This window comes from Aeromonas sp. 603079 (assembly GCF_049172135.1).
Taxonomy (GTDB): Bacteria; Pseudomonadota; Gammaproteobacteria; order Enterobacterales; family Aeromonadaceae; genus Aeromonas; species Aeromonas veronii.
In genome coordinates, this window is record NZ_JAAKPX010000013.1 from 113,170 (window position 1) to 133,025 (window position 19,856).

Genomic DNA, 19,856 nt, shown 5'->3' on the forward strand with positions numbered 1-19,856 from the left:
GGCGGCGGTTTCCTAGCATGCAAGGCTGACATTGTGACTGAAGTAGATAGATTCGCGGATATTCGCCCCTACCGCGATGAAGAAGTGCCGGCAGCCATCGAACGGCTGATCCAGGATGATGAATTTATCGGCGCCATCGCCAAGTATCGTTTCGGTTCCCTGATGAGCTGGTTGGGTTGGGCCATCCGCCCGATGATCCGCCTGTTCCTGCGCCGCAAATGGTCAAAAGTGACCACAGTGCATCAGGTCCAGATGGGGGTCACCCGGTACATGTCCCGCATGATCGCCACCTCCACCAAGGGGGTGACCTTTTCCGGGATCGAGCATCTGAAGAAAGAGCAGGGTTATCTGTTTGTCTCCAACCACAGAGACATCGCCATGGACCCGGCGTTCGTCAACTGGGGGCTGCACACCCACGGTTTCGATACCGTGCGCATCGCCATCGGCGACAACCTGCTGCGCAAACCCTGCGCCACCGAGCTGATGAAGCTCAACAAGAGCTTTATCGTCAAACGCTCCGCCAAGGGGCCGCGGGAGATGATGAAGGCGCTCGGCGAGTTGTCTGCCTATATTGGCAACTCGGTCCACGAAGGTCACTCCATCTGGATTGCCCAGAAGGAAGGGCGCGCCAAGAATGGCGATGACAAGACAGATCCCGCCATCCTCAAGATGTTCTACGTCGACGGCAAGAAGCAGAAGATCGACTTTGTCGACTACATGCGTAGCCTCAATATCGTGCCGGTCAGCATCAGCTACGAGCTGGACCCCACCGACAAGGCGAAGGCGCGCGAGCTCTACGAGAAATCGGTCAACGGCAGCTACGAGAAGGGCGAGTTCGAAGATATCGAGAGCATTGTCGCCGGTATCGTCGGCATGAAGGGGCGGGTACATGTCTCTTTCGGCGCCCCCATTACCGAGGGCTTCAGCGATCCGGACGAACTGGCCGCGCTGATCGACAAGGCGATCTGGAGCAGTTACCACCTGTTCCCCAGCAACTATCTGGCGGCAGATGTCTCCGGCAAGGCCAATACCATCGAGCAGGCGGCCTTCCTGACCCGTCAGTCAGAGGTGCCGGAAGAGCACAAGGCGATCTGGCGGGCCATGTACGCCAAACCGGTGGAAAACGCCAAAAAGGCTTGAATGAAACCGGTTGTTAAACGGTTTTGCGAAAAAAACGGGCGCTGATGCGCCCGTTTTTGCGTCTGGTCAAAGTCGAGGGGGAAAGGGTGGTGAATAATATGGTTTCAGCTGGTACGATCACTATGAAAATGGGATTATGTCTCTTGGCAAGGTGCTGACGAGTGTGTAACAGTGCCCATATAGCTGAACATGAGCAAAAGCTCTAAACCGGTTTGCACGGATTGCAGACGGCATTATTGAAGGACCTGTCACAGGTCCTTTTTCATTGGCTGGCAAAGATGCCGCCCAGATATACCTAACAGGAAACAGACGCCATGATCACCGGTAGCCTGAACACCCTGCAGCGGACGCCGCTGCCCGCCCCGCTGGCCCGCATCATGGCCGAGGTGGTGAAGAGCGTGGCGCACTGGGGTGACGCTCCGCTCGGCAAGACCGAGATCGATGGCCTCAATCTGTTCTGTCTGGTGAGCGAGGATCTGACCGAGCCAGCCGCGGATCGCCGTGGCGAATTCCATCAGCAGTATCTCGATATCCAGTTGCTACTGCGCGGTGAAGAGTGGATAGGTGTGGGCCCCCACGACTACGTGAGCGACGGCGCCGACCATCCCCATCCCGACCTCTGGTTTGTCGATGACGAGCAGACCAGCTACTTGGCGCTGCAACCGGGCGATTTCGCCATCTTCTGGCCGGGCGAGCTGCACCGCCCGCTCTGTACCTTCAACCAGCCCGCCAAGGTGAAGAAGCTGGTGGTCAAGGTACACAAGGATCTGCTGGCTATCGCCTGAGCACTCCCATTGAGGCGAGCCCTGTGCTGCTGATGCGTTGAGGCTCGCAAGCATTGAAACCAGTGATACGCACCACAAGTTGCGATCACTCTTTCAAGAGCAAGAATTGAAAAATTGGACGCACCCTCCTGCGACCATAAGCCCCCGGCAGGGGAATCCCATCCTCTTTTGGATGACACGACACTGTCGGCATAAAGCCGAAGCACAGGAAGATGTAGAAAATGAGCAAGTTGGTATTGATCCTTAACTGCGGTAGCTCTTCCCTGAAATTTGCCGTAATGGACGCCGAAACAGGTGAGGACATGCTGTCCGGCCTGGCCGAATGCTTCAATCTGGATGATGCACGTATCAAATGGAAACTCCACGGGGTCAAGGGCGAAGCCATGCTGGGAGCGGGTGCCGCTCACCAGGAGGCCCTCGACCATATCGTGGGTCACATCCTGCCGCAGGATCCGACTCTTGCCGAGCAACTGGTGGCCATCGGTCACCGAATCGTACACGGTGGCGAGCAGTTCTCCCGCTCCGTGCGCATTGATGACGGCGTGATCGCCGGTATCGAAGCCGCCATTCCGTTCGCCCCGCTGCACAACCCGGCCCACCTCATCGGTATTCGCGCCGCGCTGAAAGTGTTCCCGCAGCTGTCCGAGAAGAACGTGGCCGTGTTCGACACCGCTTTCCACCAGACTCTGCCGCAAGAGGCCTACCTCTATGCGCTGCCGCACAAGCTCTACCGCGAACACGGCATCCGTCGTTACGGTGCCCACGGTACTTCTCACCGCTACATCGCGGAAGAAGCCGCAAAAGAGCTGGGCAAGCCGTTGAATGAACTGAACATCATCAACTGCCACCTGGGTAACGGTGCCTCTGTCTGCGCCATCAAGAACGGCGAATCCGTTGACACCTCCATGGGTCTGACTCCGCTGGAAGGTCTGGCGATGGGTACCCGCTCCGGCGATATCGATCCGGCCGTGGTCTTCTTCATGCACGACCAGCTCGGTTACAGCGTGGAGCAGATCAACCACACCCTGACCCGTGAGTCCGGTCTGCTGGGGCTGACCGAAGCGAGCAGCGACTGCCGCTACGTCACCACCAACTACGCTACCGACGCCGGTGCCAAGCGTGCGCTGGATGTCTTCACCTACCGTGTGGCCAAGTATGTCGGTGCCTATGCCGCTGCGATGGACGGTCGTCTGGATGCCGTGGTCTTCACCGGCGGTATCGGTGAGAACGCCGCCATGGTGCGCGAGATGGTGCTGAACCGTCTGGCCCTGTTCGGCTTCAAGGTGGACAAAGAGGCCAACAACGCCGCGGTACTGGGTGGCGAAGGTCGCATCACCACCGCCGACAGCCGTTGCGCCATGGTGATCCCGACCAACGAAGAGCTGGTCATCGCCCGCGATGCCCTGAGCCTGGTCTGCTAAGTCAGCCTCGCTTTGAAACAACGCCCGGCCTGTGCCGGGCGTTGTCATTTCTGGCGTATGCCGATTTGACATGGGGGAGGGGAGCGGTACCCTGACCACCACTGTTTTTGCAGCCAGCGGGCTGCCCGGTTCGGGAGAGAGCAATGAAAGAGGCGTTTTTTAACTGGTTGTCGGGCCTTGGGGTGGAAGTGACCAGCCTGATGGCGCTGGTGATCGCGCTGGGCTTTATCGTCATCACCTCGTTGCTGCTGCATATGGCGCTGCACCGGGTGCTGCTGGTCCGGCTGGTGGGGATCCTCGGCAAGGCCAAGCAGGTATGGTTGCCGCCCCAGCTGCAACAGCGCCTTTTCAACCGGCTCGCCTTCGTTTTGCAGGGGGCCGTGCTACTCGGTCAGGCGGAGATCTGGCTGCCTCGTCAATCGGATAGCCTCAAGCTTATCGAGATGGTGGCCCAGCTCTGGATTTTGCTGTTCCTGCTGCTGGCCTTCTTCGCCCTGCTTGACTGCCTGTTGTCGGTGAGCCGTTACACCCGCCTTGGTCGGGATTTGCCCCTGCGCGGCATCTTCCAGGGGGCCAAGCTGGTAGGCAGCATTCTGGTGGGCATCCTGATGATCGCCCTGCTGCTCGGCAAGTCGCCGCTGTTCCTGTTCAGCGGTCTGGGTGCCATGACCGCAGTGCTGATGCTGGTATTCAAGGACCCCATCCTCGGGCTGGTGGCGGGGATCCAGCTCTCCGCCAACCGGATGCTGAGCGTCGGTGACTGGCTGCAGATGGACAAGTACGGCGCCGATGGCGAGGTGACCGACATCGGGCTTACCACGGTCAAGGTGTCGAACTGGGACAAGACCATCACCACCATTCCCACCTATGCCCTGATCTCCGACTCTTTCAAGAACTGGCAGGGGATGACCGAGTCGGGCGGCCGCCGCATCAAGCGCAGCGTCAATATCGACATGACCAGTGTGCGCTTTCTGACGGCCGATGAGCAGTTGCAGCTCAAGCAGGCGCAACTGTTGGCTCCCTATCTCAGCCGCAAGGAGCAGGAGCTGAGCGCTTACAACCAGCAGCTGAGCGATGCCCTGAGCTGCCCCATCAACGGCCGTCACCTCACCAACCTCGGCACCCTGCGCGCCTATCTGGATGCCTACCTGCGTGCCCACCCCGGCATTCGCAAGGACATGACCCTGATGGTGCGCCAGCTGGCACCCACGTCAGACGGTCTGCCGCTGGAAATTTACTGCTTTACCGCGACCACCGCATGGGCCGATTACGAAGGGATCCAGGCCGATATTTTCGACCATATCTTCGCCATCATTGAGCAATTTCATCTGCGGTTGCATCAATCTCCCACAGGTTACGACATGCGTGCCTGGCAACGGGGATAAACAGGGAAACCGGACGGGTCGGGGACGCGGAAAAAACCGCATATTAATCATCGACCCGTCGCCACTTGTCAGTTGAAATTTGCCGTGCAGAGGAGAAAAATGGCGGCCTTCTCTTCGCGCCCCTGATCCTCTCTTGATCAGCTGCCAGCCCAGAGACGTCACTTCAAGTCATCATCATGGGAAAGTTATGAAGCTCCTTCGCAATAGTGTGGCAACACTCTGCTACAGCCTGCTGCTGACCGCTGCGCCGGTTTTCGCTGTTGAATATGCTCTGCCTGCGGCCAACAGCCGTCTGGTAGGGGAAAATCTGGAATACGTGGTTCCGGCCGAAGAGAACGGCCAGCCGCTGGAGGCCATTGCGGCCAAATTCCAGCTGGGGCTCACCAACATGACCGAAGCCAACCCCGATGCGGATCCCCTGCTGGTACAGACCGGCGAGAAGCTGGTGATCCCCCAGCAACTGATCCTGCCGGATGCACCCCGTGAAGGGATCGTGCTGAACGTGGCCGAGATGCGCCTCTACTACTACCCCAAGGGTAAAAAAGTGGTGGAAGTGCTGCCCATTGGCATCGGCCAGCTCGGTACCGATACTCCGGAAAACTGGGTGACCAGTGTGCAGCGCAAGAAAGCGGGCCCGACCTGGACCCCGACCGCCAAGATGCATGCCGAATATGCCGCCCGTGGCGAGAGCTTGCCTGCGGTATGGCCGGCCGGCCCGGACAACCCCATGGGTCTGTTTGCCCTCTACATCGGCAAGATGTACGCCATCCACGGTACCAACGCCAACTTCGGCATCGGCCTGCGGGTGAGCCACGGTTGTGTGCGTCTGCGCAACGACGACATCGCCTACCTGTTCAAGCAGGTACCGGTCGGTACTCGCGTCCAGTTCGTCAACCAGCCGATCAAGGCCTCTCTCGAGCCCAACGGTGTCCGCTATCTGGAAGTGCATCAGCCGCTGTCGCGCAGCGAAGAGGAGTTCAACTCCAAGCTGCCGGCACCGCTGCCGATGACCCCGGCGGTGACCCGCTTCATTGCCCACGCCGACAGCGACTCCCAGTTGGTGAAGCAGGCGCTGGAGCAGCGCAACGGCATGCCGATGGCAATCAACCGCTAACGGCAAATCCCCGTCACGACAAAGGGCGAACAGCATGCTGTTCGCCCTTTTTGTTTCTGCTAGGCTGACTCAGCTTCGCAGCAGATTTTTCTGCAGCTCGCTGCCGAGCTGATCGAGCAGCTGATAACGCGCCTTGTAGCTGGCCCGCTTGCGGGAGGGGATCTCCTCCAGCGTCTTGCGGGGTACCTCCAGCGGCAGGCTCATCCAGAGTTCATCCTGCACACAGCCCTGATGCTCCTGCCACAAGCCGTCGAGGTCGAACTTGACCCGATCGGCGGTGCGTTTGCTGCTCTGATAGACGTGGCTTTGGGTGCGGATCCCGAGCAGGCTCTTGCACGCCAACCCCCGGGCCAGCTCGGCGGCCATATAGACCAGCAGGGACATGGGGCGCAGCCCGCCGCACGCCTTGGTGACCTGCTTGATCTCCTCGCTCTGCCCCTTGCCGCCCTGCAGCGAGCAGATCTCGAGGGTCGGGTTCGGCGCGGGGCGTAGATTGAGGGCCATGTAATAGAGGGCCGCGTCACCCAGCTTGAGGGTCAGGCTCATCTCCCCCTCTTTGCCCATGTGGGTTTGGTAATCCAGTTGCAGGGTCAGCGGTGCCGTCAGCTTGTCGCTCTGCCATTGGGCCAGCAGCAGGCCGTGCCCGCTGTAGATTGCCAGCTGTTGCGCCTTGGGCAGCTGACGTGCCAGCTGCTGGTAGTGGCCGCTGATAAGCCCGGCTCGCAGGCGCTTGCTGAGCCCCTTGTGGCGATAGGGGTGGATCGGCTTTTCCAGAATATCGGGGAAGCGGCTGATCGCCTGCGCCAGCAGCGGTTGCTCCTGCTGCTGGCGATAGAGGGCGCGGGCGCCGGGATTGAGCCAGAGACGCCCCACATACTTGGCCCGTCGGATGAGATGACCCGACTCCTCCACCGGGTGAAGGCGGCGGGCGAGGGTTCGCAGGTGTGACAGATGAGATGACATGGTGCCGACCTTTGACTGGTGTGATGAGACAGGGCGGGGAGTGTAGGAGCGGGGCGCTGGCTTGTAAAAAAATGGATAGTAACAAAATGTGAAAACATAACGCTCAGTAGCGGCTGGCGCAGCGAGATGACCGTCACGGCCACGGCAGGAAATCTGGCTCCATCCTCTTGATGCGGCAGATGATTTGATGCGCAAAGGTTTTTATTGTGTTTTGTGTTTGTTAAAAGTGGTTGAGCTGGCGCGAACGGCTGATTAAGCTAGGCCGGTTTTTTAGGGATGAGCCCGTCACCAGAGCGGGCAGAAAATGACACAAAACGGAGTTTTGCATGACAGCTAGCACACCCATGTTAATCACCTTCCTGGTGTATATCCTCGGAATGGTGTTGATCGGCTTCGTCGCCTATCGCGCCACCCGCAACTTTGATGACTACATTCTGGGCGGCCGCCGGATGGGGAGCTGGGTTACCGCTCTCTCTGCCGGCGCCTCCGACATGAGCGGTTGGTTGCTGATGGGCCTGCCCGGCGCCGTCTTCGTCAGCGGCATCTCCGAGAGCTGGATCGCCATCGGTCTGGTGATAGGTGCCTACCTCAACTGGCGCTGGGTAGCGGGTCGTCTGCGGGTACATACCGAGAAGAACCGCAATGCCCTGACCCTGCCGGACTATTTCACCTATCGCTTTGAAGATCACAGCAAGGTGCTGCGCATTCTCTCTGCGCTGGTGATCCTGCTCTTCTTCACCATCTATTGCGCCTCCGGCGTGGTGGCCGGTGCCCGCCTGTTCGAGAGCACCTTCGGCATGGATTACAACACCGCCCTCTGGGTCGGTGCCGCTGCCACCATCACCTACACCTTCTTCGGCGGCTTCCTCGCGGTGAGCTGGACCGACACGGTGCAGGCGACCCTGATGATCTTCGCCCTGATCCTGACCCCGGTCTTCGTCATCATCGCCGTCGGCGGGGTGGATAGCGCCATGATCGAGGTGGCCGCCAAGAGCGCCACCAACCTCGACATGTTCAAGAATCTGGATGTGATCGCCATTGTCTCGCTGATGGCCTGGGGCCTTGGTTACTTCGGTCAGCCCCACATTCTGGCCCGTTTCATGGCGGCGGATTCCCACCACTCCATGGCCAATGCCCGCCGTATAAGCATGACATGGATGGTGTTCTGCCTCGCTGGTGCGGTGGCCATCGGCTTCTTCGGGCTGGCCTACTTCGCCCGCTTCCCGGAAGTGGCGGCTGGAGTGACCGGCAACCCGGAGCGGGTCTTTATCGAGCTCTCCAAGATCTTGTTCAACCCCTGGATCGCCGGGGTGCTGCTCTCCGCCATCTTGGCGGCGGTAATGAGCACTCTAAGTTGTCAACTACTGGTCTGCTCCAGCGCCATCACAGAGGATCTCTACAAACCCTTCCTGCGCAAGAACGCCTCCCAGCGTGAGCTGGTGTGGGTGGGTCGCCTGATGGTGCTGCTGATCGCCGTGATTGCCATCGCCGTCGCCATGAATCCGGAAAACCGGGTGCTGGGGCTGGTGAGCTACGCCTGGGCCGGTTTCGGTGCCGCCTTTGGCCCCGTGGTGCTGCTCTCCGTGCTGTGGCCGCGGATGACCCGCAACGGCGCGCTGGCCGGCATGCTGGTCGGTGCTATCACCGTCATCGTCTGGAAGCAGTTCGGCTGGCTGGGGCTGTATGAGATCATCCCGGGCTTCCTGTTTGCATTGTTGGCCATCGTGGTGGGCAGTCTGCTGGGCGAAGCGCCCTCAAAAGCGATGCTGGAGCGTTTCCGCGATGCCGAGGAGGAGTACAACACTCCGGCCGAGAGCGCGGGAGAGCCGGTCGCGGTGAACTGATCCCCCTTACCGCTTTCTGATTGAGAGCCCCGCCCCCGGACAAGGAGCGCCCTGGTTGGCCATCCTTGCACCGGTTTGGCGGGGCTTTGTGCTATCTGATTCACTCTTGGGCACTTTTTTATGTTCGGCCGGTGGCTCCCGGGTGCTCGCTTTCTTTTGTCTTGGCACCGAATATGGGACACTAGGCCGCCTGAAGGAGACCTAGTGCATGCGGCTATTCACCCTGATCCTGATCCTCCTGCTGGGGGGACTGCAATATGACCTCTGGCTGGGGAAGAACGGGCTATCCGATTATCAGAACCTGTCGGAGGCCATCTCGCAGCAACAGCGGGACAACCAGACTCTCAAGGATCGTAACGACCTCATTTACCGCGAGATAGATGATCTCACCTCTGGCCTCGAGGCCATCGAGGAGTTGTCGCGCAACGATCTGGGTTACATCAAGCAGGGGGAGACCTTCTACCGGATCATCCCCAAAGAGAAAGACAAAGAGACAGCGCCGGACGATGAGCCCTACGATGACTGATGCCAGCCGGGTATCCGGCCTGACGGCGATCGTCCCTGCCGCCGGTATCGGCAGCCGAATGGGGGCCGATTGCCCCAAGCAGTACCTGCAACTGGCGGGTAAAACCATTCTCGAACATACCCTGGAGCGGCTGCTCTCCCACCCGGCCATCGCCCAGGTGATCGTGGCGCTGGCGCCCCATGACCGCTGGTTCGAGGCCCTGTCCGTTGCGGCCGACCCGCGCATTGTGCGGGTCGAGGGAGGCGCCGAGCGCGCCTTTTCCGTCCTCAATGGCCTCCATGTGGCGCAAGGGGAGTGGGTGCTGGTGCACGATGCGGCCCGTCCTTGCCTGACTCACGGCGATCTCGATGCGCTGATTGTCGCGGCCATGGGCTGTGGCGGCGCCATTCTCGGCAGTCGGGTGCGCGATACCATGAAGCGCTCCGATGGGGAGTGCAATATCATCGCCACCGTCGAGCGCGAGCAGCTCTGGCATGCCCTGACGCCGCAGATGTTCCCGACCCGTGCCCTGAAGCGGGCGCTGGAAGAGGGGCTGCTGCTGGGCGCCACCATCACCGACGAGGCCTCCGCCATGGAGCGGGCCGGATTCACGGTGCGGATGGTGGAGGGGCGCGCCGACAATATCAAAGTGACCCGGCCGGAAGACTTGTCGCTGGCGGGGCTGTTTTTAAGCCAGCAGGCATAAGCCCCTCAGTCAGAACAGACCGTTCAGAGCAGAGTGTCTCGAACAAACAGGCCCGAACAAGGAGTTAGCATGATCCGGATTGGACATGGTGTGGACGTACACAAAATTGATGGGGTTGGTTTCAGCATGTTGGGAGGTTGCCGCTGATGATGCGCATTGGTCATGGTTTTGATGTTCATAAATTTGGTGGTGTTGGCCCCTGCATGCTGGGTGGCGTGCCGGTTCCCTACGAGCAGGGGCTGGTTGCCCACTCCGACGGCGATGTGGTGCTGCACGCGGTAAGCGATGCCCTGCTGGGGGCTATTGGTGCCGGTGACATCGGTCGCCACTTCCCCGATTCCGCTGCCGAGTTCAAGGGGATCGACAGTCGCATTCTGCTGCGTGATGTCTTTGCCCGGGTACAGAAGGCGGGGTATGCCATCGGAAACCTGGATGTGACCATCATCGCTCAGGCCCCCAAAATGGCCCCCCATATCGACGCCATGTGCGCCGTGCTGGCCGCCGATCTGCAATGTGATTTGAACCGGGTGAACGTCAAGGCGACCACCACCGAACAGCTTGGGTTTACGGGGCGCAAGGAAGGGATCGCCACCGAAGCCGTCGTCCTACTGGTGAAACAATAATGCTGGAACAACTTGCCTATCTGCACGGGGCGCCCACTGCCCGCGGTATTCTCAAGGCCGAGGCCGCCGACTTCGTGGTCAATGAAGATCTCGGCTTCGAGCCTTGCGGGGAAGGGGAGCATATCTTCGTCCGGGTGCGCAAAACCGGCGAGAACACCGCCTGGGTAGCGGGTCTGCTGGCCGATGCGGCAGGGGTCAACCGCAATGCGGTGACCTGGGCGGGCCTGAAGGATCGCCACGCGGTGACCGAGCAGTGGTTTGGCATTCACCTGCCAGGCAAGGCCGAGCCGGACTTGTCGCTCATCGAGAGCGACAGCATCCAGATCCTGCAAGCCAGGCGTCACAACCGCAAATTGCGGGTCGGCTACCTCAAGGGCAACCACTTCACCCTGCGTCTCACCGGTCTGGAACAGGCCGACGGGCTGGAAGCGCGCCTGCAGGCCATCGCCACTCAGGGCGTGCCCAATTACTATGGTGAGCAGCGTTTTGGCCGCGATGGCAACAACCTGGAAGCGGCCAAGGCGATGTTTGCCGGCAAGCGGATCAAGGATCGCAACAAGCGTTCCCTCTACCTCTCTGCCGCCCGCAGCATGCTGTTCAACGCCATTGTCAGCGCCCGTATCGAGCAGGGGCTGGCTCATCAGCTGCTGGTCGGTGATTGCGTGATGCTCAAGGGCAGCCACTCCATCTTCAGCGAAGAGAGCGTGACCCCCGAGCTGGAAGCGCGTCTTGCCTCCGGCGACGTGCAGCTGACCGCGCCCCAGTGGGGCCGTGGCCGCTTGGCCAGTCAGGGCGCCGCTGCCGAGTTCGAACAGGGCGTGCTGGCTCCTTACAGCGATTGGTGTGACGGGCTGGAGAAGGCCGGGCTGGAGCAGGACAGGCGCCCCCTGCTGCTCAAGCCGGAGCAGATGAGCTGGCAGCTGGACGGCGAGGCGCTGACCCTCTCCTTCTTCCTGCCGGCGGGCGCGTTTGCCACCAGCGTGGTGCGCGAGTTAATGCAGGCCGAAGAGGCCGATCACGGTTTCAGGAATCAGACCGATGCGAATTCTGGTCAGTAATGATGATGGTGTGCATGCCGAGGGCATTCGTGCCCTCAGCGAGGCGCTGCGCGCCTGCGGCGAGGTCATTGTGGTGGCGCCGGATCGCAACCGCAGCGGCGCGAGTCACTCCCTGACGCTGGAAGTACCGCTGCGGGTTACCCGCATTGCAGAAAACGGCTTTAATGGATGCGAGAGCTATGCGGTGAAGGGGACGCCGACTGATTGCGTGCATCTGGCGGTCAACGAGCTGGTGCGCCCTGAACCCGACATGGTGGTGGCCGGCATCAACCACGGCGCCAACCTGGGGGATGATGTCATCTACTCGGGCACGGTCGCCGCGGCCACCGAGGGGCGCCATCTTGGCTACCCCTCCATCGCCATCTCGCTGGTGGGCAAGACCCACTTCGCCACGGCGGCCCACTATGCGGCCCTGCTGGTGAAGGGGCTGATGAAACACCCCCTGCCTGCCGATCAGATCCTCAACGTCAACGTGCCGGACTTGCCCCTCGAGCAGATCAAGGGGATCAAGACCACCCGCCTTGGCAACCGCCACCGGGCGGAGTCGGTGATCTGCACCGAGGATCCCCGTGGCCAGCCCATCTACTGGATCGGCCCCCCCGGTAGCCAGCAGGATGCCGGTGACGGTACCGATTTTGCTGCCATCGAGCAGGGCTATGTCTCGATTACCCCCCTGACCATCGATATGACTGCCTATGACAGTCTCGCCGGTCTGGGGGCCTGGTTAGATCTGCAGGGATGAGGGTGGTGTGATAGTACAGCGCCTGTTAAATCAGCTCATTGCGCAGGATATTCGCGATTTTCGCGTGCTGGCGACCATCGCGAAAGTGCCGCGCCAGCTGTTCGTGGACGAGGCCATGGCGCACAAGGCGTGGGATAACACCGCCCTGCCCATTGGCCACGGCCAGACCATTTCGCAGCCCTATATGGTGGCGCGAATGACCGAGTTGCTGATGCAAAACAATCCGGCCCATGTGCTGGAGATTGGCACTGGCTCGGGCTACCAGACGGCGATCCTCGCCCATCTGGTGGAGCATGTGTATACCGTGGAGCGGATCAAGTCGCTGCAGTTCCAGGCCAGACGCCGACTGCGCCAGCTCGATCTGCACAATGTCTCGGCCAAGCACGGCAACGGCTGGCTGGGGTGGCCCAATAAGGGGCCTTATGATGCCATTCTGGTGACGGCCGCGGCGAGCGAGATCCCGACGGCACTCACCGATCAGCTGGCCGAAGGGGGCCGACTGGTGTTGCCCGTGGGTGACAGCCAGCAGACCCTGCAACTGATCGAACGATCCGGATCCCAGCTGACCAGCCGTATTCTGGAGCCGGTACGATTTGTTCCCCTGATTGACGGAGATGTTGAGTGAAGTTGTTTTCCCGTTTGTACGTACTGGTGATGCAGTGGGCTCGCCACAAGCATGCCCCCTGGTATCTCTCCATCACCGCTTTCATCGAGTCGGTATTCTGGCCCATCCCGGTGGACGTGATGCTGGCACCGATGGCGCTCGCTAAGCCAAACAAGGCGTGGCACTACGCCACGCTGGCCACCCTCTTCTCTGTGCTGGGCGCCCTGTTTGGCTATGCCCTTGGCTATGCGCTGTGGGATCCGGTCGTGCTGCCACTGGTGGAGTCTGTGGGCTATCAGGACAAGATCGAGATTGCTCGCAACTGGTTTGAGCAGTGGGGGATCTGGGTCATTTTCATTGCCAGCTTCACCCCTATCCCCTACAAGGTGTTTACCGTGACGGCAGGGTTGTTGCAAATGGCTCTGCTGCCCTTCATCATCACCTCCCTCATCGGTCGTGGCATGCGCTTTTTCCTGGTTGCGGGCCTGATGCGTTGGGGTGGCGAGAAGATGGAACGCAAACTGATGCACTACGTAGATGTGCTCGGTTGGCTCTGTATTGGTCTGGCCGTGGTGGCCTATTTCTGGTTTAGTCGTTAAGGATCCATTATGCGTTCGCGTATTTGGCAAGGAAGCAGTGTCGTGGTGTTGTCATGGCTGCTGCTTGCCTGCTCCTCCAGTAAAAATGCAGCTCCGGTAGATGGTGTTGATGAGGGGCAGTTTGTCTCGACCATTCCGGCTCGCCAAAGCGGTGCCCAGGTCAGCGCCCCCATTCAGGGCGGCAGCTATGTGGTGAAACGGGGCGATACCCTCTACTCCATCGCCTTCAACTCCGGCAACGACGTGCCGTCGCTGGCCAGCCTCAACAACATCAGCCCGCCCTACAACATCTATCCGGGGCAGCGACTGCGACTCGATGGTTCCAGCGCCAGTGTTGGCAGCAGCCGCAGTGCCGGTACCTATGAGGTGCGCCGCGGCGATACCCTGAGCAGCATCGGCCGCCAGTTCGGCATGACGCCGCAGGCGCTGGCCCAGAGCAATAACCTGAGCGCCCCCTATGCGCTGCAACCGGGTCAGGTGCTCAATGTCCAGACCGCAGGCGGCGGTTCGACCCAGATGGTGGCTGCGACTCGTCCGGCAACCGTGACGCCGGTGGCCGTGAGCCGTCCGAGCAGCGGTCCGCGTCCGTTGGCCGAGCCGAGTGGATCTGGTCAGACCACGCCGTTCATCTCTCAGAAATCCGTTGCTCCGGCAGCACCGAAGGAATACGCTCAGTCCAAAGAACAAAAAATAAACAACCCCCAGTCGAGACTTGCTTGGCACTGGCCCGCAAAAGGCCGGATTGTCGAGGGGTTCTCTGTTGCAGAACAGGGTAACAAAGGGATCGACATAGCCGGCCAGAAGGGGCAACCCGTCTACGCCGCCAGCAGCGGTAAAGTGGTATACGCTGGCAGTGCTTTAAGGGGGTACGGCAAGCTGATTATCCTCAAGCATGATGATGACTATCTCTCCGCTTACGCACACAACGACGAGTTGCGGGTGAAGGAAGGGGACAGCGTCAAGGGGGGCTCGGTCATTGCCAACATGGGTAGCACGGACGCGCCGGATGTGCGATTGCATTTCGAGATCCGGTACAGAGGCAAGTCGATCAATCCGATGAGCTATTTGCCAAAGCGTTAACCCCAGAGAGACCGTCTTACTCTGGTAACGTCAGGGAGACACACCATGAGCCAAGAACAACTGGTAATGCAGGATGCAGAGTTAGAGTTTGACGCTGAACCCGAATCTCATGAAGTAGAAGAGTTGCAGGAGGTAGCCGCCGAGGCGGAAGATATTATCTCCGATGAGTTGCTGGCACCGGAACTGAACAAGGTGATGGATGCCACGCAACTCTATCTGGGGGAGATAGGTTTCTCCCCGCTGCTCACTGCCGAAGAGGAAGTCTACTACGCCCGTCGTGCCTTGCGCGGTGACAAAGCCGCCCGCAAGCGCATGATCGAGTCCAACCTGCGACTGGTGGTGAAAATCGCCCGCCGTTACAACAACCGTGGCCTGGTGCTGCTGGATCTCATCGAAGAGGGCAACCTCGGTCTTATCCGCGCGGTCGAGAAGTTTGACCCCGAGCGCGGCTTCCGTTTCTCTACCTATGCTACCTGGTGGATCCGCCAGACCATAGAGCGGGCCATCATGAACCAGACCCGCACCATCCGTCTGCCCATTCATGTGGTCAAAGAGTTAAACGTTTACCTGCGCACCGCGCGCGAACTCTCTCACCGTCTCGATCACGAGCCGACCGCCGAGGATATCGCCTTCGCGCTGGATCGTTCGGTGGATGACGTGAACCGCATGCTCAAACTCAACGAGAAGATCACCTCGGTGGACACCCCCATTGGTGGCGATCGCGACAAGGCGCTGCTGGATGTGCTCTCCGACGAGCGCGGCATGGGGCCTGAGTTGGAGTCACAGGAAGATGATATGCGCAGCAGCATTGTACACTGGCTGGAAGAGCTCAACCCCAAGCAGCGGGAAGTGCTGGCCCGTCGTTTCGGTCTGCTGGGTTATGAGCCTGCCACCCTCGAGGATGTGGGGGCCGAGATTGGCCTGACCCGCGAGCGGGTACGCCAGATCCAGGTGGAGGGGCTGCGCCGTCTGCGGGAGATCCTGCTGAGCCAGGGGCTCTCCATCGAGGCGCTATTTCGTACCAATTAAGCATCCGCACCAATTAAGTCTGCACCAGCTGATCAGCGCATCAGCCAGATAGCACGAGGGGAGCAATCGCTCCCCTCGTTTTTTATTGCCTGTCGTCTGGTGATGGCTTTGCGGTTATACCAGCTCGGCCAGCATGGTGTCGGCGTAGGGCACCAGCGCTTCGCCCTTCTTCACCTTGGTGAGGTAGTCCGGGTTGGCGATAAGCGGACGGCCGATAGCCACCAGATCGAAGCGGTTAGCCTCGATGGCCGCTGCGGCGCGCTCGGCGTCGTAGTTGCCCACCCCGACCAGATTGCCCTTGTAGTGGGCGCGCAGATAGTCGGAGGCGCGGCCACCCAGATAATCGAAGGTGAGGTTGTCATCAAAGATGCCGAGGTGGATATAGGCCAGCGGGCGATCGTTGAGCTTGCCCAGCAGATAGTCGAACACGGCGCGATCTTCCGGGCTGCCCGCCAGATGGACATAGGCACCAGGGGAGAGACGAATGCCAACCCGATCACCACCGATGCGGGCGCTGATGGCATCGACCACTTCCAGCGCGAAGCGGCTCATCTTTTCCGGGCTGCCACCGTAGTTGTCGGTGCGCAGGTTGGTGGAGTGGTGCAGGAACTGGTCGATCAGGTAGCCGTTGGCACCGTGGATCTCTACCCCGTCAAAGCCCGCCTCGATGGCGTTGGCAGCGGCCTGGGCGTAATCCAGCACCAGCTGGGCGATTTCCGCCTCGGTCAGGGCACGCGGCACCTGATAGGTCAGCTCGCGCATGCGGGGCACAGTGCCCTCGTGCGCCACGGCAGAGGGGGCCAACACTTCAGCCTGATGGAAGAAGGGGTGGGAGAGGCGGCCGACGTGCCACAGCTGGGCGAAGATCTTGCCGCCCTTGGCGTGTACGGCGCTGGTCACTTTCTTCCAGCCATCGATCTGCGCCTGGGTGAAGAGGCCCGGGGTATTGGGGTAGCCCTGCGCGTCGGGGCGGATGATGACGGCCTCGGAAACAATCAGGCCGATGTCGGCGCGGCGGCCGTAATAGGCAGCCATCTGCTCGGTCGGCACCAGACCTGGGCCTGCCATGCAGCGGGTGAGCGGGGCCATCATGAAACGGTTGGCCAGGGTCAGAGTGTCATTGAGTCGATACGGCTGAAACAGGGTATTCATGATAGGTTGTCCTGAACGGGTTATTCTTGAACGTGCATTCAAGACGTTTTTTACGTCGGGCGCAAGCTTTTTTTGAATGAGCGTTCAAGAAGGTTGGCCCGAGCAGGCGGCTGGGGTAAACTTGCCGCCCTTTCCAGCCACTCTTTATCGGCGGGCCCTGTTGCCCCTTGCCGGTGAACCATTTCCCACGGGAGGAACCATGCGCATAGCCGAGTTTGATCGGGACGAGGTACTGCGAAATGCCATGGAAGCGTTTCGCGCCAAGGGATATGCCAAGACCACCATGCAGGAGCTGGTGGCCGCCACAGGCCTCCATCCGGGCAGCATTTACGGCGCCTTTGGCAACAAGCGAGGCCTGCTGCTGGCGGCGGTGGATCATTATGTCGAGGGCAAACGCACCCTGCGCCGCTCCCTGCTCGACAACCCGAGCCCGCTGGCGGGCCTTGCGGCCTATCTCGACCGGATTGTGGGGGAGGCGCTCTGCGGCTCCTGTCTGGTGACTCGCACCATGATGGAGCTGAGCGAGCAGGATGAGGAGCTGACCCAGCGGGTCAAGGGGATCTATGGCGAGCTGGAGCAGGATCTGGCCGAGTTGCTGACGCAGGCGCAGGCCAAGGGCGAGCTGGCCCCGGATAGCAATATCCACACCCTCACCGCCCTGCTGCTGATCAACCTGCAGGGTCTTATTACCTTCGCCCAGTGCCGCCCCGATCGCCCCCTGCTCGACGATGTAGTCGCCCAGCTGATGCGGGCCCTGCGGGCGTAACGCGATACCGCAGAAACAACAGTGGCTCCCTCGGGAGCCACTGTTGTTTTCGGGAAGTGCATTCCGCTTTACCTCGGCCCCACCAGCTCTTTCATCAAATCTTTCAGCCACACCAGCGCCGGTTGCTGGGCGTGCACGGGGTGCCAGACGCAGTTGAGGTGGTAGTCGGGCACGTCTTCGGGCAGCGGCAGGCTTTTCAGCGGCCAGTGGGTGGCGAGCAGCTCGGCCACCATGCTGGGCAGCACCAAAAGGTGATCGCTCTGGCTGACGATGGCGGCGGCGGACATGTAACTCTGGCTGTTGACCGAGATGGTGCGGCTAAAGCCCTGACTCTTCAGATAGCGGTCGAGGCTTGCCTCCGAGGTACCTAGCGGCGAGTGGAACACATGGGGCATGGCGATGAGCTGTTGCAGGGTGATGCGCTCCTGCCACTGGGAGGGGTCATCCTCGGCACCGGCGGGGGCCGATTTGGCAATCGGCAGATCGGCGCGCACCAGTCCGGCCAGCGGCTCGGTGAGCCAGGTCTCCTTGCCAAGATACCCCGGCACCTGCATGTACTCGTCAAAGCCCAGCACCAGATCGATCTCGCCGCTTGCCAGCTCGGCTTCGGGCAGGGTGTCGCGCAGGATGCGGATCTCGATGGTGACCCCCGGCGCCAGCCGTCTGAGGCGCTGGATCAGCGGCGGGATCAGCACGCACTCCACGTAATCTGTGGTGCAGAGCACGAAGCGCCGCTTTGACTGGCTCGGCTCGAACTCTTCTTCCTCGGTGAGCTGCTGCTCCAGCAGCCGCAGCGCCTGCTGCACCCCGAGATGCAGCCGCTGGGCGCGCGGGGTCGGCAGCATCCCCTGCGGGGTGCGAACCAAAAGCGGGTCGCCGAGAAAGGTGCGCAACCGGTTAAGGGAGTGGCTCATGGCAGGCTGGCTGATAAAGAGCGCCTCGGCGGCGCGGGTAACGCTCCCTTGCGTCATCAGGGCGTCAAACGCGAGCAGCAGATTGAGGTCGAGCTGGTGCAGTTTCATGGGGGGGATTATTCGCCGTGTTTATGGGACAATCCATCCTATTCATTTGATGGATGGGGGCGCAACGTCTTAATCTGCGACCCACTGTTATTTTTCCGGGTTCCCGCGCCGCATCGGGCGTAAACGGGGGCCTCAATCCATGCAAGGAGCCTTGCGATGAGCATCAAGACCATTAACTCCACGCCGGCCGCCGACGGCTTCACCATGCCCGCCGAGTGGGCGCACCAGCAGGCCGTCTGGATGATCTGGCCGTTTCGCCCGGACAACTGGCGCGTAGCCGGTCGCTTCGCGCAAGAGACCTTCGCCAAGGTGGCCGATGCCATTGGGCAAGCCACCCCGGTCTTTATGGGAGTTCCGGCCCAGTTTATGGAGCAGGCTCGCGCCATCATGCCCGCCCACGTCACCCTGGTCGAAATGAACAGCGATGACTGCTGGGCCCGCGATACCGGCCCGACCATCGTTACCAACGCCGCAGGCGAGTGCCGTGGCGTGGATTGGGGCTTCAACGCCTGGGGCGGTCACAAGGGCGGTCTCTACTACCCGTGGAATCAGGATGAAGAGGTCGCTGCCCAGATGCTGGCCCAGCACGGCATGGCTCGTTACGACGCGCCGCTGATTCTGGAAGGGGGCTCCATCCACGTCGATGGCGAAGGCACCTGCCTGACCACCGCCGAGTGCCTGCTCAACGAAAACCGCAACCCGCACCTGACCAAAGAGCAGATCGAAGCGCACCTGCGCGACTATCTGGGCGTCACCAGCTTTATCTGGCTGGACGAAGGCGTCTACATGGACGAAACCGATGGCCACATCGACAACATGTGCTGCTTCGTGCGTCCGGGTGAAGTGGCCCTGCACTGGACTGACGATCAGAACGATCCCCAGTACGCCCGCTCCGTGGCCGCCCTCAAGGTGCTGGAAGCGGCGGTCGATGCCAAGGGTCGCAAGCTGAAAGTGTGGAAGCTGCCCCAGCCGGGCCCGCTGTTCTGCACTGAAGAGGAGTCTGCCGGTGTCGAGAGCGGTACCGGTGTGCCGCGCGAGGCAGAAGGCCGTCTGGCCGGTTCCTATGTGAACTTCCTTATCACCAACGATCGCATCGTCTATCCGCTGCTGGATGCCGCCACCGATGGTGAAGCCCAGCGCATTCTGGAAGAGATCTTCCCGGAGCACACCGTGGTCGGCGTGCCGGCCCGCGAGATCCTGCTGGGCGGTGGCAATATTCACTGCATTACCCAGCAGATCCCTTCCGGCAAATAAGAACCGGTTCCGGTGAGTATTCCAAACCCCACTCAGTGGGGTTTTATCTCTTGATGGTGTGATG

General features: G+C 60.8%; 20 protein-coding genes. 17 read left to right on the top strand and 3 right to left on the bottom strand.

The window, feature by feature from the left end:
- Positions 1–33 precede the first annotated feature (33 nt).
- From G5287_RS11670 to G5287_RS11690, 5 genes are all read left to right on the top strand, one after another.
- Complete coding sequence (locus G5287_RS11670; protein ID WP_005362790.1) at positions 34–1,140, top strand: 1-acyl-sn-glycerol-3-phosphate acyltransferase; 1,107 nt, start codon at positions 34–36, stop codon at positions 1,138–1,140.
- A gap of 314 nt (positions 1,141–1,454) precedes the next feature.
- Positions 1,455–1,925, top strand: coding sequence for a YhcH/YjgK/YiaL family protein (locus tag G5287_RS11675; protein WP_019445320.1), 471 nt, complete (start codon positions 1,455–1,457; stop codon positions 1,923–1,925).
- Between the two features lie 221 nt (positions 1,926–2,146).
- A complete protein-coding gene (locus G5287_RS11680; RefSeq protein ID WP_064335519.1) occupies positions 2,147–3,346 on the top strand; it encodes an acetate kinase in 1,200 nt (399 codons plus the stop codon).
- Between the two features lie 143 nt (positions 3,347–3,489).
- On the top strand, positions 3,490–4,731 hold the full coding sequence (locus tag G5287_RS11685; RefSeq protein ID WP_058059635.1) for a mechanosensitive ion channel family protein: 1,242 nt from the start codon (positions 3,490–3,492) through the stop codon (positions 4,729–4,731).
- Positions 4,732–4,918: 187 nt separating this feature from the next.
- Positions 4,919–5,845 carry a L,D-transpeptidase family protein gene (locus tag G5287_RS11690; protein ID WP_005354531.1) on the top strand — a complete coding sequence of 309 codons (927 nt, stop codon included), beginning with the start codon at positions 4,919–4,921 and terminating at the stop codon, positions 5,843–5,845.
- A gap of 69 nt (positions 5,846–5,914) precedes the next feature.
- Here the strand turns inward: G5287_RS11690 and G5287_RS11695 are convergent, their stop codons facing one another.
- Positions 5,915–6,808, bottom strand: a complete 894-nt coding sequence (locus tag G5287_RS11695) for a VirK/YbjX family protein (protein ID WP_421231327.1) — start codon at positions 6,806–6,808, stop codon at positions 5,915–5,917.
- A 326-nt stretch (positions 6,809–7,134) separates the two neighbouring features.
- Between G5287_RS11695 and putP the strand changes: the two genes are divergently transcribed.
- The 10 genes from putP (at position 7,135) to rpoS (ending at position 15,598) form a co-directional block, all read left to right on the top strand.
- Positions 7,135–8,652, top strand: coding sequence for a sodium/proline symporter PutP (putP, locus tag G5287_RS11700; protein WP_005354514.1), 1,518 nt, complete (start codon positions 7,135–7,137; stop codon positions 8,650–8,652).
- Between the two features lie 208 nt (positions 8,653–8,860).
- Positions 8,861–9,178: a cell division protein FtsB gene (gene ftsB, locus G5287_RS11705; protein ID WP_005335520.1), complete on the top strand. Its 318-nt coding sequence runs from the start codon at positions 8,861–8,863 to the stop codon at positions 9,176–9,178.
- Positions 9,171–9,863, top strand: a complete 693-nt coding sequence (ispD, locus tag G5287_RS11710) for a 2-C-methyl-D-erythritol 4-phosphate cytidylyltransferase (protein ID WP_421231328.1) — start codon at positions 9,171–9,173, stop codon at positions 9,861–9,863. Before ftsB ends, ispD begins: the two co-directional genes overlap by 8 nt.
- A 146-nt stretch (positions 9,864–10,009) precedes the next feature.
- Entirely contained in the window at positions 10,010–10,486 is a 477-nt protein-coding gene (ispF, locus tag G5287_RS11715) for a 2-C-methyl-D-erythritol 2,4-cyclodiphosphate synthase (RefSeq protein ID WP_421231329.1), read from the top strand.
- The gene (truD, locus tag G5287_RS11720; RefSeq protein WP_335838181.1) at positions 10,486–11,544 is read left to right on the top strand and encodes a tRNA pseudouridine(13) synthase TruD; all 1,059 of its coding nucleotides are present in this window, start codon (positions 10,486–10,488) and stop codon (positions 11,542–11,544) included. Before ispF ends, truD begins: the two co-directional genes overlap by 1 nt.
- The gene (surE, locus tag G5287_RS11725) at positions 11,525–12,286 is read left to right on the top strand and encodes a 5'/3'-nucleotidase SurE (protein WP_040068372.1); all 762 of its coding nucleotides are present in this window, start codon (positions 11,525–11,527) and stop codon (positions 12,284–12,286) included. The genes truD and surE overlap by 20 nt, the downstream gene beginning before the upstream one ends.
- 7 nt (positions 12,287–12,293) lie before the next feature.
- Positions 12,294–12,911 (top strand): protein-L-isoaspartate(D-aspartate) O-methyltransferase, encoded by a 618-nt coding sequence (locus G5287_RS11730; protein WP_005335507.1) that lies wholly within the window; start codon positions 12,294–12,296, stop codon positions 12,909–12,911.
- Positions 12,908–13,489: a YqaA family protein gene (locus G5287_RS11735; RefSeq protein WP_047439434.1), complete on the top strand. Its 582-nt coding sequence runs from the start codon at positions 12,908–12,910 to the stop codon at positions 13,487–13,489. The genes G5287_RS11730 and G5287_RS11735 overlap by 4 nt, the downstream gene beginning before the upstream one ends.
- Before the next feature lie 9 nt (positions 13,490–13,498).
- Positions 13,499–14,569: a LysM peptidoglycan-binding domain-containing protein gene (locus G5287_RS11740; RefSeq protein WP_040068374.1), complete on the top strand. Its 1,071-nt coding sequence runs from the start codon at positions 13,499–13,501 to the stop codon at positions 14,567–14,569.
- 45 nt (positions 14,570–14,614) lie between these two features.
- Positions 14,615–15,598, top strand: a complete 984-nt coding sequence (gene rpoS, locus G5287_RS11745) for an RNA polymerase sigma factor RpoS (RefSeq protein ID WP_005362773.1) — start codon at positions 14,615–14,617, stop codon at positions 15,596–15,598.
- 114 nt (positions 15,599–15,712) lie between these two features.
- Here the strand turns inward: rpoS and G5287_RS11750 are convergent, their stop codons facing one another.
- On the bottom strand, positions 15,713–16,750 hold the full coding sequence (locus G5287_RS11750; RefSeq protein WP_160881992.1) for an alkene reductase: 1,038 nt from the start codon (positions 16,748–16,750) through the stop codon (positions 15,713–15,715).
- Positions 16,751–16,949: 199 nt separating this feature from the next.
- On the opposite strand from G5287_RS11750, the gene G5287_RS11755 reads away from it, so the two are divergent.
- On the top strand, positions 16,950–17,516 hold the full coding sequence (locus tag G5287_RS11755; protein ID WP_021229505.1) for a TetR/AcrR family transcriptional regulator: 567 nt from the start codon (positions 16,950–16,952) through the stop codon (positions 17,514–17,516).
- A 68-nt stretch (positions 17,517–17,584) separates the two neighbouring features.
- Here the strand turns inward: G5287_RS11755 and G5287_RS11760 are convergent, their stop codons facing one another.
- Complete coding sequence (locus G5287_RS11760; protein ID WP_033115874.1) at positions 17,585–18,538, bottom strand: LysR family transcriptional regulator; 954 nt, start codon at positions 18,536–18,538, stop codon at positions 17,585–17,587.
- Positions 18,539–18,694: 156 nt separating this feature from the next.
- Here G5287_RS11760 and aguA point away from each other — a divergent pair, with 156 nt between their 5' ends.
- On the top strand, positions 18,695–19,792 hold the full coding sequence (aguA, locus tag G5287_RS11765) for an agmatine deiminase (RefSeq protein WP_421231330.1): 1,098 nt from the start codon (positions 18,695–18,697) through the stop codon (positions 19,790–19,792).
- Positions 19,793–19,856: the final 64 nt, after the last annotated feature.